At 74.2% G+C, this 16,603-nt stretch carries 11 protein-coding genes; 1 reads left to right on the forward strand and 10 read right to left on the reverse strand.

What is annotated here, in order from left to right:
- Positions 1–9 precede the first annotated feature (9 nt).
- From AC07AW_RS12470 to AC07AW_RS12480, 3 genes are all read right to left on the reverse strand, one after another.
- Positions 10–1,671, reverse strand: a complete 1,662-nt coding sequence (locus AC07AW_RS12470) for an FAD-dependent oxidoreductase (protein WP_478815413.1) — start codon at positions 1,669–1,671, stop codon at positions 10–12.
- 33 nt (positions 1,672–1,704) lie between these two features.
- Positions 1,705–2,607 (reverse strand): AurF N-oxygenase family protein, encoded by a 903-nt coding sequence (locus tag AC07AW_RS12475; RefSeq protein WP_478815414.1) that lies wholly within the window; start codon positions 2,605–2,607, stop codon positions 1,705–1,707.
- Positions 2,608–2,808: 201 nt separating this feature from the next.
- A complete protein-coding gene (locus tag AC07AW_RS12480) occupies positions 2,809–4,575 on the reverse strand; it encodes a S8 family serine peptidase (RefSeq protein WP_478815415.1) in 1,767 nt (588 codons plus the stop codon).
- Positions 4,576–4,862: 287 nt separating this feature from the next.
- Between AC07AW_RS12480 and AC07AW_RS12485 the strand changes: the two genes are divergently transcribed.
- Positions 4,863–6,302 carry a sigma 54-interacting transcriptional regulator gene (locus AC07AW_RS12485; RefSeq protein ID WP_478815416.1) on the forward strand — a complete coding sequence of 480 codons (1,440 nt, stop codon included), beginning with the start codon at positions 4,863–4,865 and terminating at the stop codon, positions 6,300–6,302.
- Here AC07AW_RS12485 and AC07AW_RS12490 read toward each other — a convergent pair.
- From AC07AW_RS12490 to AC07AW_RS12520, 7 genes are all read right to left on the reverse strand, one after another.
- Entirely contained in the window at positions 6,229–7,149 is a 921-nt protein-coding gene (locus AC07AW_RS12490; RefSeq protein ID WP_478815417.1) for an amidohydrolase family protein, read from the reverse strand. The genes AC07AW_RS12485 and AC07AW_RS12490 overlap by 74 nt on opposite strands.
- A 7-nt stretch (positions 7,150–7,156) precedes the next feature.
- Complete coding sequence (locus tag AC07AW_RS12495) at positions 7,157–8,260, reverse strand: extensin family protein (protein WP_478815418.1); 1,104 nt, start codon at positions 8,258–8,260, stop codon at positions 7,157–7,159.
- Between the two features lie 12 nt (positions 8,261–8,272).
- On the reverse strand, positions 8,273–10,108 hold the full coding sequence (locus AC07AW_RS12500) for a PKD domain-containing protein (RefSeq protein WP_478815419.1): 1,836 nt from the start codon (positions 10,106–10,108) through the stop codon (positions 8,273–8,275).
- A complete protein-coding gene (locus AC07AW_RS12505; protein ID WP_478815420.1) occupies positions 10,069–11,481 on the reverse strand; it encodes a hypothetical protein in 1,413 nt (470 codons plus the stop codon). Before AC07AW_RS12505 ends, AC07AW_RS12500 begins: the two co-directional genes overlap by 40 nt.
- Positions 11,482–11,483: 2 nt before the next feature.
- Positions 11,484–14,015, reverse strand: a complete 2,532-nt coding sequence (locus AC07AW_RS12510) for a D-alanyl-D-alanine carboxypeptidase family protein (RefSeq protein WP_478815421.1) — start codon at positions 14,013–14,015, stop codon at positions 11,484–11,486.
- Positions 14,016–14,058: 43 nt separating this feature from the next.
- Positions 14,059–15,012, reverse strand: a complete 954-nt coding sequence (locus AC07AW_RS12515) for a hypothetical protein (protein WP_478815422.1) — start codon at positions 15,010–15,012, stop codon at positions 14,059–14,061.
- A 204-nt stretch (positions 15,013–15,216) separates the two neighbouring features.
- Complete coding sequence (locus AC07AW_RS12520; RefSeq protein WP_478815423.1) at positions 15,217–16,581, reverse strand: RNA polymerase factor sigma-54; 1,365 nt, start codon at positions 16,579–16,581, stop codon at positions 15,217–15,219.
- Positions 16,582–16,603 lie beyond the last annotated feature (22 nt).

Raw genomic sequence — 16,603 nt, forward strand, 5'->3', positions numbered from 1 at the left:
ACGCGGCACTCAGCCCGGCAGGCGCAGCCGCCTGCCCCGCGCCGCCGCGACGAGCTCCGGCACCGTGGCGAGCTTGACCCGCGGACGCCCCGCGTCCCGGCCCCGCGCCCGCTCCGCCCGGTCGATGGAGGCGAGTCCGCGCGCGTCGACGAGCCCCCGTCCGCTGCGGCTCCGCGCGAGCCGCCGGAACTCCTGGGACGTGCCCGTCGGCTTCGGCAGCACCCCGGCGACCGCGTCCGCGAGCAGCGTCCCGACCGTCTCCTCCGCGCACGCCCGGTTGGCCCCGATGCCCCCGGACGGCCCCCGCTTGATCCAGCCCACGACATAACTGCCGGGCAGCCCCGCCACCCGGCCCGCCTCGTGCGGCACCGTGCCGGTGGCCTCGTCGAACGGCAGCCCCGCGAGCGGCACTCCGCGGTAGCCGATGGCCCGGACGAGAAGCCCCGCCCCGATCTCCGTACCCGGCCCCGAACCGTCCTCGGTCACCCGGACCGCGCGCACGCGGCCGTCGCCCAGGGCCTCGACCGGGGCGGAATGGAACCGAAGCACGATCCGGCGCCGGTCCGGCTCGGGCGCCCGCGTCCAGTCCACCGCCTCCCGGGCCACGTCCCGCAGGAGCCCGGCCTTCGCCCCCGGCCCGGCCGCGTCGATCGCCGCGCCGGTGCGCGGATCCCGGTCGTCGACGACCAGGTCGACCCCGGGCAGGTGCTTGAGGGCGAGCAGTTCGGAGGTGGTGTACGCGGCGTCCTCGGGGCCCCGGCGGCCGAGCAGCACCACCTCGCGGACCCGCGCGTCGCGCAGGGCGGCGAGCGCGTGGTCGGCGATGTCCGTACGGGCCAGGGCGTCGGGGTCCGAGACGAGGACGCGGGCCACGTCGAGCGCCACGTTGCCGTTGCCGACCACGACGACCCGCTCGGCGGAGAGCCGCACGGCGTCGGCGCCGGTCTCCGGGTGCGCGTTGTACCAGGAGACGACGGAGGTCGCCGAGACGCTGCCCGGCAGGTCCTCGCCGGGGATGCCGAGCCGCCGGTCGGCGGGCGCGCCCACCGCGTAGATCACCGCGTCGTGGTGCGCGGCGAGTTCCTCGGGGGTGACGTCCCGGCCGATCTCGACGCCGAGCCGCATGCGGACCCGGGGGTGGGCGTGGAAGCGGGCGAAGCTCTCCCCGGCGCCCTTGGTCGCCGGGTGGTCCGGGGCCACGCCGTACCGGACGAGGCCGCCGGCGACCGGCAGCCGGTCGATCAGCGTCACCTCGGCGTTGGTGTGCAGGAGGAGGTCCTCGGCGGCGTACATGCCGGCCGGTCCCGTGCCGACGATCGCGACGCGGATCGGGGCGAAGTCGGCGGGGATCGAGCGGTCGAAGACCGGCTCGCCCCAGGGGTGGAAGGTCGGCGAGGCGAGGACCGGCGCGGGCTCGCGGTCCGCGTAGTAGGCGGCGTTGATCCCCTCGTACTCCCGCAGCCGCGCGGTGAGACGGTCGGCCGGGAAGATCGCGTCGACGGGGCAGGCGTCGGCGCAGGCCCCGCAGTCGATGCAGCTCCGCGGGTCGATGTACAGCATCTCCGTGGTCCCGAAGTCGGGCTCGTCCGGCGTCGGGTGGATGCAGTTGACCGGGCACACGGCGACACAGGTGGCGTCGTTGCAGCAGGTCTGGGTGATGGCGTAGGTCATGTCGTCGGCTCAGCTCGGATCCTGGGGAGGGGGTCAGATGAGGTGCGCGCGCTTGTAGAAGAAGAGCGCGGGCCGGGTCAGCATCCCGACGTCGGCCAGGAACTCCATGAGGCCGGCGCAGCTGGAGCGCAGCTGCGCCTTGTAGTGCTCGTTGGCGGCCGCCTCGCGGCGCGCCCGCTCGGGGTCGAGTCCGGCCCGCACGTACACGTCCGGGTTCACCAGGCTGGTGATGATGTAGTACGCGGCGATGGCGACGATCAGGGACTGGAAGTGGCGGCGCGGCCTGCTCGCGCGGGCGAGGTGGCGGCGCGTCTCGTCCCGGGCGAACTTCATGTGCCGGGACTCCTCGACGACATGGATGTTGTTGATGGTGCGGACGAAGGGGACGACCCGCTCGTCGCGCATCCAGTCGCGCTGCATGACGTCGAGGACCTCCTCGGCGACGAGGATGCCGGCGTACGCGGCCTCGCCGAAGCCGACGGTCTTCATGAAGCGCCCGAGTTCCAGCACGGCCCGCCTGGGCCGGTAGGCGGGTGCGCCGAGCTTCTGGGAGCCCCGGGCGAACATGATCGAGTGCCGGCACTCGTCGGCGATCTCGGTGAGCGCCCACTGGAACCGGGGGTCGGTGTGGTCCATGAGGTAGATGTCGCGCAGCACCATCTGCTGGAGGATCATCTCGAACCAGATGCCGGTGCTGGCCACCGAGGCCGACTCCTGCCGGGTCAGCTCCTTGCGCTGCTCCTCGGTCATCTCGTTCCAGTAGGCGGTCCCGTGGAGGCTGTTCCACTCCGGGCTCTGGCCGTGGAAGCCCTTGTCGAGAGGGGTGTCCCAGTCGACCTCGACGGCGGGGTCGTACGAGAGCTTGGCGGCCGACAGGAGCAGCCGCGCGGCGACGTCGTGGTCGTCGTTGTCGGGGCGGACGGTGCTGCGTGCCATGGTGCGGCTCCTCGGGGTCGCGCGGGCGGCTCGGGCGCTTGTTAGACATCACGTCTAGCAAGCTTGTTAGACGGAACGTATAGCAAGGGCCCCGGGGAGGCCTACCCCTCGGTACGGACTTTCTTCCGACGGAGTTACCCCGGGTACGCGAACGGGGCCGGAGCCATGGCGGCTCCGGCCCCGTCCGGGGGTGCGCGGGTGTCAGAAGGTCAGGTTCCAGGCGTCGATCTTGCCGGTGTCCTGGCTCGCGTTGTCGTTCACGCGGAGCTTCCAGACGCCGTTCGCGACCTCCGAGGAGGCGTTGACGGTGTACGTCTGGAGGATGTTGTCCGTGCCGCTGCCGGTGTGGTTGTGCAGGGTGTACACGGTGCCGTCCGGGGCGACCAGGTCGACCTTCAGGTCACCGATGTAGGTGTGCTTGATGTCGACGCCCACCTTGAGGGTGGCCGGCGCGTTGCCCGTCACGCCGCTGACCGTGATCGGGCTCTCGACCGTGGTGTTGTCCGCGATCGCGACGTCCGTGAGGTTCTCGAAGTACGCCCCGGCCGGCGGGGTGGAGCCGCCGACGGCCTTCAGCGCGTCCACGCGGCCCTCGCCGAAGAAGCTGTTCTTCGCCGTGGTGCCGGTGCAGCGGGCGTCCGAGGGGCAGGCCAGGTCGGTGGCCTGCTCGCCGAGCTTCGCGCGGATGTCCGCCGGGGTGTACGCCGGGTTGGCGCTGGCGAGCAGCGCGGCGACGCCCGCCACGTGCGGGGAGGCCATCGAGGTGCCGCTCAGCGTGGCGTACTTGCCGCCGGGGGCGGTGCTGTAGACGGACTCGCCGGGGGCCGAGACCTCGATGACGCCACTGCCGTAGTTGGAGAAGGACGCCTTGGAGGTGCCGCTGGTGCCGTTCGCCGCGACCGTGACGACGCCCGGCAGCTCGGCCGGGATGTCGAGGCAGTCGTTGGTGAGGGTCCGGGTGACCGGCGTCGAGTCGTTCGGGCTCGACGAGTCGGTGGTCTTGTTGGCGAGGTCGACATTGGAGTTGCCGGCCGCCGCGACCTGGAGCGAGCCCTTGCCCTCGGCGTAGGCCTGGGCGCGGCCCACGCCCTCCAGGATGGCCGCCTGGTCGAGGTCGTTCGGGCAGTTGAACTGCCAGGGGTCCGTGTAGTAGCTGTTGTTGGTGACCTTGAAGCCGTGGTCACCGGCCCACACGAGGCCGCAGATGGTGTTCTCCGCGAAGAACAGCGTGGTGCCGGGCTCGGCGATGCGCACCGAGGAGATCTTCACGCTCGGGGCGACACCGATGGCGCCCTTGCCGTTCTTGGCGGCCGCGACCGTGCCGGCGACGTGGGTGCCGTGCTGGTCGACGTCGCGCCAGGCCCCGGCGCGGGTGTCCGTCTTGCCGTAGGCGCAGGAGACCGAGTCGGCGGCGTTGAAGTTCGGCGCCAGGTCCTGGTGCTGGTCGTCGACGCCGGTGTCCAGGATGCCGACCTTGACCGAGGAGGAGCCCGGGTTGACGGCCCAGGCCTGGTCGGCCTTGATCTGGGTCATGTCCGAGCGGACGGGCTCCGTCGTGGGCGCGGTGGCCTGCGAGGGGTTGGCCGGGAGCGCCGGGTTGTAGGCGTCGGCGGGGACGTCGGAGGTACGGGTCGCGCCGACCTTCTGGACGCCGGAGACGCCGCGCATCGTGGCGGCGAAGGAGGCGGAGGTCGAGTGCGCGACGATCACGCCGATCGCGTCGTACGAGGCGAAGACCGAGCCGCCGTTGTTCGCGACGGCGGTGCGGACGGCGGTGGTGTCGCCCGGGGTCGTGATGACCAGGTAGGCGCGGGTTCCGGCGGCCCAGACGGCCGTGGCCGCGGCGTTCGAGGGGGCGGTCGCGGTGAAGGCCGCGAGCGGCTCGTTGTCGAGCGGGGCGGCCTGGGCGAGGGAGACGGGTCCCGCGAGCGCCAGGGTCGTACCGAGGGCGGTCGCCGCGAGTCTCATGCGGCCGGATATGTGGGAAAACAATGCGTCCTCCGATGACCCGGTGGCGCGGGTGGCGCCGGCCGGGCCGTGTGTTGTGTGGGGTGGACGCAAGATCGCAGACAAACGGGGCGGAAGGAAGTGTTCTGTCCGAGAAGCCAGTTGGCGTTACACAGTGTTGACCTGTCCACGCCAGAGAGGGGGGCGTATCTCCCGATCTGCCCCCTTCGCCCCCGGCTTGCTCGTCCGGGTGATCCGGGCCCGCCGGGACATGCGATCACGACCACACCGCGCGATAATCGGTAACCGTGCGTGACGAAGGAGCGGCCGCGGACCCCGTCCCGGCCTGGGTGGCCTTCCACCCGCCGGGCGACGAGGAACGGGGCCGGACGGCCGTCGACCTCCTCCGGCGGGCCGGACTCGACGCCCGCCGCCCCGGCCACGGCCCGGCCGAGGGCCCCGGCGTGCTGCTCTTCGCGGCCGCCGACGACACCCTCGCCGACCGCCTCGCCGACCTCGGCGCCGACGGACGGCACCGGGTGCTCGCCGTCGCCCTCACCCGTGCGGCCCTCGACGGAGCGGGACCGTGGCCCCTGCTCCGCGCCGGGGCCGCCGACGTGCTCACCTGGGACGCCTCAGCCACCCCCGCCGAGGACGTCGTACGCCGCCTGCGCCGCTGGGCGGCCGTCGACGCGCTCGTCGCCTCCCCCCTCGTCACCGAGAACCTCGTCGGCGCCGGACCCGCCTGGCAGCAACTGCTGCGGGACATCGTCGAGATGGCCGTCTTCAGCGACGCCTCGGTCCTGATCACCGGCGAGAGCGGCACGGGAAAAGAACTCGTCGCCCGGCTCGTGCACGCCCTCGACCCCCGGCGCGGAGCCGAACAACTGGTCCTCCTCGACTGCACAACCATCGTCCCCGCCCTCGCGGGCAGCGAGTTCTTCGGCCACGAGAAGGGCGCGTTCACCGGGGCCCTCGCCTCCCGCGACGGAGCCTTCGCCCTCGCCGACCGGGGCACCCTCTTCCTCGACGAGGTCGGCGAACTCCCCCTGGACCTCCAGGCCGAGCTGCTCCGGGTCGTGCAGGAAGGCACCTACAAACGGGTCGGCAGCAACACGTGGCACACCACCGGATTCCGGCTGATCTGCGCCACCAACCGCGACCTCATCACGGAGGAGGGTGCCCGCCGCTTCCGGGGCGACCTCTATCACCGCATCGCCGCATGGACCTGCCGCCTGCCCAGCCTCCGCGAACGCGGCGAGGACATCCTGCCGCTCGCCCGCCACTTCCTCCGCGCGCTGGGCCAGGACGGCGGCACGCCCGGCGCGGAGGACTTCGACCCGGCGGTGCGCGTCTTCCTCACGGAGCGTCAGTACCCCGGAAACATCCGCGAGTTGAAGCAGCTCGTCGGACGGATGGCCCGCCGGCACGTCGGCTCGGGGCCCATCAGCGCCGGAGACGTACCCCCCGAGGAACGCCCGGACGGAGCCGGCCCGGGCTCCCGGGGGACCTCGTGCGGCTGGCCGGACACCGGGTTCGAGGAGTCGATCCGTACCGCTCTCGCCTCCGGGGTGTGCCTCAAGGAGATCGGCGTCCTCGCCCGCGAGACCGCCGTCCGTATCGCCGTACGGGACGCGGACGGCAACCTCCAGGAGGCCGCGCGCGCCCTCGGCGTCACGGACCGGGCGCTGCAGCTCCGCCGCCGCGCTTCCGGGCCCGGAGCGGTGAACGGCGTACAGGAGGGCTGACCGCCGAAGCGGCCCGGAGCGGTGAACGGCGTACGGGAGGGCTGACCGCCGAGGCGGCCCGGAGCGGTGAACGGCGTACGGGAGGGCTGACCGCCGAGACGAAGCGGCCCGCCGCCCCGCGCCGCTCGCCCCGGACCAGCGCGAGCAGGTTGCCGGACAGCACCCAGCGCTCCTCCTCGGCCCCCAGGCCCAGCGCGCGGACCTTGGCGAGCTCCACGCCCGGATGCAGCCACGGCCCGTCCGAACCGAACAGGACCTTCTGCGGGCCCGCCCGGCGCACCGCCTCCGCGAGCAGGTCGAAGCGCCGCACCCCGGAGGTGTCCGTGTGGATGTTGGGGTGGCGCACCAGATGGTCGACGAGGGCGAGCTGGGCGTGCCAGTCGTCGGCGAAGCTGCCCAGGTGCGGGAGGACGAACGGCACGTCCGGGTAGTGCTCCGCGAGCAGCTCGGCCACCGCCACCTCGCCCATCGGGTCGTACACCACCGGCAGCCCGAAGTACCGGGCCGCGTCGCAGACCTCACGGGTGATCGGGGCGTCGTGCCGGTGCACCTTGATGCCGACGAACCCGAACTCGCACACCGCCGTACGGACCAGCGCGGCGATCCGGCCGGCGTCCCGGTCCGCGTGCACGAACGCGAAGCCGAGGAAGCGGTCGGGCCGCGCGGCCACGATCCGCGCCACGCACCGGTTGGCGGCGGCGTAGTCCCGGTGGAAGGCCGGGAAGAGCACGGTCCGGTCGATGCCCGCGCGGTCCGCCCGCGCCAGATAGCGCCCCAGGTCCGCGGCGTCCCAGGGCCCGGTCAGCCGGTCCCCGCGGCCCGCGTGGCAGTGGCAGTCGACGATCATCAGCGCCCTATCGTCCGGCGGCGACCCGGGTGAACAGCTCCCGCAGCACCCGCCGGAGGACGGCCGTGTCCTTGAACGAGGCCGGCGGCAGCCCGGAGAAGGCGCCGAGCGCCCGGAACACGTCGGCCTCCGGATGCCCCGTCGGCGCCACCGGGTGCCCCACGGCACGCAGCGCCTCCCGGGTGAAGCCGAGCCCTGCCGTCGTCCGGGGGCGGTCGCCCTGGCCGCGGTTGGTGTCGCAGTGGAAGTGGTCGCGGTGGTCCGTCCGGTAGTAGTCGATCACCGTGGGGAACGAGATCCGCAGACACGCGTCGATCCGACGGAGCAGCACCCGCTGGGCCGGATCCGTCCAGTTGCGGACGATGGTGTCGCGCACCGCGCTCGGGGGGCCTCCGCGCTCCGGCCACCGCACCCCGACGACGTCCAGGGCGTCACCCCAGGAGTGGTTGCTCAGGATGTCGGGCTTCGCGGGATCGGACCGCTTCACACAGCGGCAGCACAGGGACCCGGCCGTGAGGATGGCCTCCACCGGCATGCCGAAGCCGCGCATGTTCCGAAGGAAGGCACTCATCGCGTCCCGGACGGGTCCGGTGAACTGCTGCTCGCGCGTCCACTGCCGCTTCGTGACGACGAGGAGACCGGTCCGGGGGTCGTGCCGGACGGACTCCGGGTAGTGGAAGGGGACCCCGTCGACGGCCGACGTGTGCAGCAGCCCGGTCACGACCGGACACGGCAGCACCCCGGGCCGCCTGCACTTCGTCTCGGCCGTCCCGCCCCGCGGCGCGCAGTACTCCTGACGGCGCCGGCCGGAAGGGGCGGCGGCCGGAGGACGGGGCGAGGCGGTGGTGGCCCGGCCGCCCGCGAGCAGCGGCCGTACGACCGTGTCCCGGATGGCCAGCCACTCCTCCGCCGCACCCCGCTCGCCCCGCCCGATGCGCGCGCCGCCGCGCTCCGGATGCCGCTGGTGGAAGACCAGACTCGTCAGCGCGTTCTCGTCCCGGGAGCCCTGGGCGATCGCGCTCACCACCCGGACCAGCTCCCAGGGACTGAACCCGGTGCCGCGCTCGAACTCCTCACCGGCGAGACCCGGAGACAGCGTCTCGTACGTCATGACCCGACGCCCTCAGTACGGCCGGTCCGCGCGCGGTGTCCGGCGCATCCGGCGCCCCGCCGTCCCGGCCCCGGCCCCGACGGCCCCGCCGATCGCGGCCCGCCCACGCCCGGCGAGAGTGGCCTGCTGCGCGGTGCGCCGCCGCAGATGGATCGCCGGCATCGTGACGTCCAGCCGGTCCGAGGTGAGGTCGACACCCGTCGCCGCCCGGTAGGCGTGGATGTACCCCTGGATCTCCGCCCGCCAGTAGCGGGCCCAGTTCGCCGCCTCGTCCCGTTCGATGACCGAGTTCCAGTCGCCGAAGCGGATGGAGAGCAGGATGCGTTCACCGAAGACCGCGAGGTTGTGGAAGTGCAGCGTGGGGGTGTCCGTCCAGCCCTGCAGCTTCTTCATCACGTCGACCGTCCCCATCCAGGGCTCCGGGTACGCCACCATCGCGCGCGCCGGCAGGAACTGCCGCATCTCCGGCCTGGCGAGCAGCCACTGCTGCATCAGCATCTCCTGCCGGGCCGTCCACGGCAGGTCGCCGTACTGGTTGTGCTGGCCCTCGGTGAGCAGCAGATGGACCTCCTTCAGCCCGTTCAGGACGGGGAACCCGTCCGGCGTGACCGTCATGTCGTCGGCCTGCGTGAAGAAGGTCGTGCACAGCTTGAGCAGGCTGTGGAACGCCTCCAGGAACTTCGAGCGGCTGTCGGCCCCGCGCAGCGGCGGCACCGCCCGGCCGATCAGTGTGATCCCGTAGTGGTGGTCGTACTCGTACGCCCGCCGCACCACCGAGAGCCGGTGCTGCTCGTCCTGGATGTACCCCCACAGCAGGTTGCCGAGCGGCAGCAGCGGGGCGATCTCCAGATGGGCCAGCGGATCCGGCTCCACCGCGCGCCGCATGTTCTGGAAGCGGCGGCTGATCTCGATCAGCGACTGCACGAGCAGGCTCTCCTCCTCCCAGTAGTTCCACAGGAGTTCGATGAGGCAGGGGTGGGTGAGCTTGTACCGGAGGATCGCGTCGCACGGGAAGCCGAGCTTCCCGCCGCCGCGCACCGGGACGTCCCGCAGCCCGTCCAGGATCCGGGCGAAGTACGGGAGCGTGTAGAAGTTGGGGTCCTGGGGGATCGGCTCGACGAAGGCCTGCCACATCGCCTCGATCTCCTGCCGCGTCACCGGGCCGTCCTGGTACCGCGACTGCTCCTGCAGCAGGTCGATGCCCTCGAAGGGCTCCCCGGGACGGTGCGGGTCGACGAGGATGCCGCAGCGCAGCCGCATGAAGGCCTCGGTCGCGGTCTTCAGGAGCCAGTACGCGTCCACGTCCGGATAGGGCAGGGCGCTGCCCTTGCGCACGGCCTCGAGCTCGGCGCGGCCCTCGGCCCGCATGCGCTTGCTCTCGCGGTCGAGCCCGCGGGACGGCCGGCAGAGCACCAGGTCGATGAAGTCCTGGTACTCGCCGAAGCCGAGGGAGTCGCTGCTGTTGCGGATGGCCGTCCACAGCGCCTGGCTGTCGGTCCTGACGACCCCCGCGGGCTCCAGATGGACGGAGAGCGAGGTGTTCCGCCCGTCGATCACCGGCATCTTGATCCGCACGTCGGCGACCTGGGTGCTGGTGCGCCCATGGGTGTCGGTGACCGTGACCGTGGCGTTCTCCACGCCGGGGTCGGCGGTACGGGTGTCCCAGACGACCGCGGCGTCCTTGGCCCCCCACCGGGCGAGCGAACCGCCCGAGACGGACCAGGCGTACGTGACGCCCGGCTCCGCCGTGTCGGCCCGCAGCCGCACCATCTCGCCCCGCGTCACCTCGTCGGGCGTGGCGGTCAGCGTCACCTGGAGCGGCGAGCGCGGTGCTGTCGATGTGCCCATGACTCCTCCTCGGGCAGGGAACGGAGAAGACCGGCGCCCACGGGGACGGCCTTCAGGGGAGTGACCGGCCGCACGGCCGGCGGGGAACGGCGGGCGCAGGCCGCCGTCGTGGCGAGCGTGCTGCGCAGGGCCCAGCCCCGCAGCAGCCCCTCGACCCGGCGGCTCTCCGCCTCGGGGGAGATCAGCCCGGCCGCCCGGGCCTGTCCCAGGGCCGCGAGGGCGAGCGTCGGCGCGGCCCGGTCGAGCAGTTCGGGACGGTGCCGTGCGGCCTCGTACAGCGCCATCAGCCGGAGCGGCGACCGCTCGGCCGGCCGGAACAGTGCGCCGAGCGCCGGCTCCGGCCGCCCCCACGGGCGGTGCGAGACGAGCAGCTCGGCGAGGCCGGGAGCGGCGGAGGTCAGCGAGTCGAGCAGCGCCCGTGCCTCCGCGTCGAGCCCGTCGGGGGGATACAGCGCGGACCACAGCTCGCCGAGCGCCCGCCACTGCGGATCCGGATGGAGCAACTCGCCCATGGCGGTGCCCAGACGGACCCTGATCCAGGGGAAGGGGTGGCTGTCGAGCGGGTCGAGGCGGAAGACGAACCGGCGCGGCAGGCTCACCACACCGATCAGCCCCAGCGTGGCCGTCACGCCGAGCTTCCCGATCGCCCAGAAGTCGGCGACGATCTCCGGCAGCCACCGGGAGAACAGCGCCCAGGGCAAGGGCAGTCGGCCACCGGGCCCCGCCGCCCGCGCCCGCAGCTCGGCCTGGAGCGAGGGCACCAGGCCGAGGAGCGCGGCGCCCTGATGGCCCACCTCGTGGCAGAGCGAGGAGCTCAGCCCGTATCCGCCGACCATCCGCTCGCGCGGCACCCGCACGATCGCGATCGGACTCGAACCGCCGCCCGGCAGCCGGGTCCTGGCGCGCCGGATCGCCGCGCCGGGACCCCGGTCCAGATAACAGACCACCGGCGGCGCCTCGAAGGGACGGCCGGGCAGGTCGAGCGCGTCGGCCGCCGCCACGTCCATCCCGGACAGCCACAGACCGATCTCGTGCTCACTGCGCTGGGTGATCGTCTGCTGGAAGAGGTCGAACTGCCCGAGCACGTCGTTGAACCGCCAGCGCAGCGCCGTGAACCTGCGCTGCATCTCGGCGGGCGCCGCCGCCGCGCCTGCGCCGTCGAGCCAGACCAGATACGCCCGGACCCGGTCGCGCAGCTCCCGCCGCCCCGCCAGGAGCGTCCGCTCGATCCCGATCTGGGCGGCCGGGGACGGCGCGGCGGCGGGCAGCATCGTCTCGCGCACGGCGAAGGGCTGGACCCGGTCGAGCCGCGTGAGCAGCGCCCGCGCCTCGCCGACGAGCAGCCGGCGCGCGGTCGACGACGTCCCGTCCATGGTCAGACCTCCGTGATCATGACCCGGTCACCCCGGCGCACCCATGTGCCACCGGTCGTCTCCCCGGCGCCGGGTCCTGCGTCGGCGGGCGGCGCGGGGGAGGAGGCGGGCGCGGGCTCCGCCGGGCCCGTGGGCTGCGACGTGTCCGTCGGCTCACCGGCCCGGGGCGGGGTGCCGGGGCCGTCGGGGGACGCCTCGGGACCTGGCTCGGGACCTGGCTCGGGGCCCGGCTCGGGGCCCGGAGCGGCGTCGGTGCTCACGGCGTAAGGCATCGGCTCGTACGAAGGGGGCGGCTGGTACCAGCGCGGGCGGACGGCGGCGGGCCGCGGCCAGTACCACGGTGCCGGGCGTGCGTACCGGTGGAAGGAGCGGTAGAGCCCGGGCGCGTACCGCCGGGCGGCGGTGAAGACGGCGGCCCGGCCGACCGCGCGGTCTCCGGCCCGTCCCCGGTGTGGGCGGTAGCGGCGGTACCGGTCGCGCGGAGCCATCGCCGCGTTCCGCGCGGCGGCGGCGGAGAGTCGCACGAAACGTCTCGCGACTTCGAACTCACGCTCCTGAGCGTCCGTCACCTCGGTGTCCACGCCGAACAGTTCGGCCGCGTGGTCGCCCGGACGGAGCGAGGAGACCGTGGCGTCCCTGCCGGCGCCCTGGAAGACCCAGTGCCAGGGCTCCCGCGCGTACGGCCCGAAGCCGAAGCGGTGTGCATGGGCGCGCAGCCAGCCGAAGAACCAGGTGGCCCGCCAGCGTCGCACGGCCTCGGCCCCGGTGCTGTTGGAGACCGGGTGACCGCGTCCGCGCACCTGGAGGAAGTCGATCGCGATCCCGTTCTGGTGGTTGCTGTACCCGGGCGCGGCGATCCGCCCGGGAATCCCGAAGTCCTCCAGCATGTACCGGACGGCACGGGCGCCGTGCGGGCCGCCGGGCAGACTCGCCCGTGCGGCGGCCGTCCGGTCGTAGTAGCCCTTGAAGTACCCCAGCCACAGCCGCTGTTGGTGGTCGCTGCCGCGGTAGCCGCTGCTCGCGGTGAGCCGCCGGGTGTGTCCGGCGTCCGTGTTCCCCGCGGCCTGCGCCTCGGCGAGGGCCGCCGTGGCGGCGGCGAGCAGCCGGCCGGCCGCCGCGGCGGCGTCGGCCCGCATCGAGACCGGCGCCCCGGGCACCGGGGCCAGCTCGCGGCGCGTCAGATCCCGACCGGGCCGGCCCTTCCTGGCCCGGGTGCGGGCCAGATGGGCTGCGAGGACCCGCTGCCGGAAATCGACCTGCTCGGGCGTGCCGCTCCACCCGCCGCCGGTCTCGCCTTCCTGCTCGCCGTACGAGGCCGGCTCGTCGGCCACTTCCCGTACGGTGCCGCCGCGCCCCGCGCGTCCGGGGGCCGGCCCCGTACCCGGCAGGTCGGCCGCCACGTCGGCCAGGAGCAGCGGCCCGTAGAGCCGGGGGATCCGCATGTGCGGCACCTTCGTCCACTCCACCCGGAACCTCGGCGAGCCCGCCGGTCGCACGGCGGCGGCCACCTGCTCGCTGTGGCGCGCGGTCGGCTCGTTCGGCCGGTAGAGCACCCGGAGGGCGCCCGATCCCCGGTCGATCCGCTGCCGGGCCCAGGCGATGAGCGGTGCCGGGTCCCCGTACAGCGCGTCGAAGCTGTGCACCTCGTCCGGGTCGGTGTGCCGCAGGATGCGCATCAGCGAGGCGCCGCCGCCGGAATGCGCCGTGAGGACGAGCCGTCCGCGCGGGGCGTTCACGCCCGTCGCGGCCGTGAACCCGGCCAGGGCCTCGGCGACCAGGCCGTCGATCGCTCCGGGTCCCTCAAGGGCGGGATGCGTGTAGCCCCGGCCCGACCGGCCGCCGAAGTAGTGGCCCCGGGGGAGGACGAGCAGGGTCGGAGCGGTGCGGCCCGGGGTGTTCCCGGCGCCGTGGAAGTCGAGTCCGCTGACCGGTTCGATGTCCACGGGGAGGGTCATCGCCCTGCGCCGGACAGCGAAGCCGTGCAGATGGACCACGACGTCGATCCGGGACGGCCGGTCCATCGCGTTCCACTTCAGGATCAGGTCCGGCGGTGTGCCGGCGTGTCGCCGCAGCATCGGCAGCCGGTCCACCACCAGGCATCCGGGACCGGTCGCCCCCGTCCGGCCGGCGTGCCGCCGCAGCATCGGCAGCCGGTCCGTCCCAAGGCACCGGGGACCGGTCGGCCCCCTCCGGCCGGCCGGAGGAGTCAGCGGCAGCGCGGTCCGGGCCACGTTCTTCAGGACTCCGCCCAGCGCCTCGCCCGCCGCCGAGCTGAGGAACCCGCCGTCGCGGCGCGCGAGGGGCGCGAGGAGCGAGCCGAGGAAGGCCTCCAGCTCCCGTTCGTCGGCGACGCCGAGAAGCTCCGTGGCGAGCGCGCTCTCCTCCGCCTCGGTCAGCGGACTGCCGAACTCGCCGCCGAGCAGACCCGTCTCCGCCGCGTACTCCCGCAGCTCCGGAGCGACCGGGCCGCTCCGCCCCGGTTCCGTGGCGCGCCGGTGGTGGCCGCCGCCGCACCCGCACTCGTACGTGCTCATGGCCGGTCTCCCTTCGGGTGCCTGCTCGGATGCCCCGGGCGCCTCAGATGCCGAGGAGGATGATGGTCCGGCCGCGCCTGATCCAGCGGCCGCTGGAGCGGCGCCCGCCGTGGGCCGCCGGACCCGCGAGGCCGGGGACGGCGGAGGCGGCGGAGACCAGGGGGACGAGCCCGGGGGCGTACCGCTGTGCGGCACTCAGCACGGCGGCCCGCGCGGCGCCCGCGTCCAGCTCGTCGACGCCCTCCGGATCGCCCTCGAAGTCACCTTCGAAGGCGCCCTCGAAGCCGGCTTCGGGACCGCTCTCGTACGCGCCCGGGTAGGCGCCCTCGCCCTGGTACCCGCCCTGGTACTCGCCCGCGAGCTCGCCCGTGTCCTCGAACTCGTAGCCGTACTCCGGGGCCACGGCCTCGAACTCGCCGGCGGCGGCACCCTCCCCGAACTCACCCGGGAGGTCGCCCTCGTACTCCCCGTACGCCTCCGCCGAGCCGTCGGAACCGGCCGCCGTCCGCGCGGCGTCGGCGGCGAACCGGACGAACTGGCGGGCCGCCTCGAACTCCTGGTCCTCCCGGCTCAGCCCCTCCACCTCGAGCCCCAGCAGACTGCCCGCCCCGGAGGCCAGCTGCGAGCCGATCAGCCCGCCGACCCCGGGAGCGACGAGATTGCCCGCGGCCGCGCCCAGGACCGGGAGGAACTGCCGGGCCGCGCCCCGCAGCAGACCCCGGAGGGCCTTCCCCGGGCCGCCCCTGAGGAGCGGCGCGGCGGCGCGGACCAGCTTGCCCAGGAACTGTTCGAGCTCCGCCTCGTCGGCGACCTCCAGGAGCTCGCCGGCCAGCTCCATCTCCCGCACCTCGTCGAAGCCGCCCTCGGCCTCCTGGGAGCCGTACCCGGCCTCGCCCTCGAACTCGGGCGCGTACGCGCCGTACGCCTCCGCCTCTCCGGCCGTGCCGCCGCCGGTCCCGTAACCGAACTCGAGCTGTGTGCGATCCATGTTGTGCATTGCGGCCTCCTCGTCACTCCGCCGGCAGGTGCCCGGCCGGCGGCTGCGGCACGACGTTCCCCCTTCTCCCTGCAAGTTCCGTGCCAGCGGGCGCAGACCGTGATGGACGGGGTCGCGGTCGCCGCGCGCCGAAGGTCCCTTCGCCGTCCGGCGGCCGTGCGGGCCGGGGAGGCGAAGGGACCTTCGGGAGGTGTCCGGGCGGGGTCAGGCGGCGTACGGGCGCCGAGCCCTGCGGGCGTGGGGCGCGATGCCCAGGTCCGTGCGGTACTTGGCCACGGTGCGGCGTGCGACGGGATGGCCGTGCTCGGTGAGGAGCCGGGCCAGTTCGGCGTCGGAGAGCGGCCGGCTCTCGTGCGCGACGAGCTCCCGGAGCGCCGTACGGACACCGGTGGGCGCGCCGAAGAACCCGGCGAGCGGCATCGTCCGGCGGCAGGGGAGCAGCGCCACACGTCCCGCGACGGCCCTGCTGACCGTCGACTCGTGCAGGCCGAGGGCGTCGGCGACCTCGCGCCGGCGGAGCGGCCGCGGTCCGTCGGGTGCGCCGTCGAGGAAGGAGCTCTGGGCGTCCACGACGTACTGGGCGATCCGGTGCAGGGTGCGCCAGCGCCGGTCGAGGCGCGTGAGGAACTCCCGGGCCCGGCCGACCTGGGCGCGCGCCAGCCGTTCACCGGCCGGTCCGGCTCTGGTGCGGACCGGGCCGCGGTTCAGGTGGTCGAGGTAGGAGGGGCTGACGGTGAGTCGGAGGCGGAGGGGTTCGAGGAGGGTGACGGTGTAGGTGTTCCCGCCCTCGGGGTCCCGGGTGATCACCAGGTCGGGCGGTGCGCAGGCGGCGGCCGGCGGGGGTGCCAGGTCCGGCGCGGCGGAGGGCCGCAGCTCGGAGCGGACGAACGCCCTGACCCGCCGTACCTCCTCGACCGGCACCCCGAGCGCCCGCGCGGCCTCCGGGAAGCGCTGCTCGTCGGCCAGCGCCTCCAGGCGGTCGGTGAGGACCGACCGCACCACGGGCTCCCGGGTCCCGTTCCGTTCCTCCCACCGGTCGAGCTGGAGCAGCAGACACTCGCGCAGGTCCCGGGCACCGGTCCCGGGCGGTGAAGCCGAGCGGAGGGCGGCCAGGGCGCGCCGGACGCGGCCGGGGGAGACGCCGAGAGCGGCGGCGATCTCCCCGACCGGGGTGTCCAGGCGGCCGCGCGGCCCGAGGCTGCCGACGAGGTACGCGGCGAGCGGGGCGTCCTCGGCGGGCAGCGCGGCCCCGACCTCGGCGAGGAGCCACGCGGCCCGGTCCTCCGCGCGCGGCTCGGGCCCCGGGCCGGAGCCGGCGCGCTCGGCGGGCCGTACGCGGGAGTCGTACAGGCAGGGGCACAGGCCGGGGGAGCCGAGAGAGGTGCCGCAGAGGGGGCAGGGCGCCGGTTCCGGGTCCTCTTCGAGCGCGGGGTTCTCCGCGAGCTCCTCGGCGATCCGGGCCTCCAGGTCGAGGGCGGGGAGCTGGAGGAAGGAGGCGAAGGTCACGAGGGCCGGTGAGGCGTGCGGGGCCATGCACGGTGTCGTTCCGAGTTCCATTCCGGCAGCCATCCGGTCCTCATCTCCTCGCCCC

Source organism: Streptomyces sp. NPDC044003, from assembly GCF_056435185.1.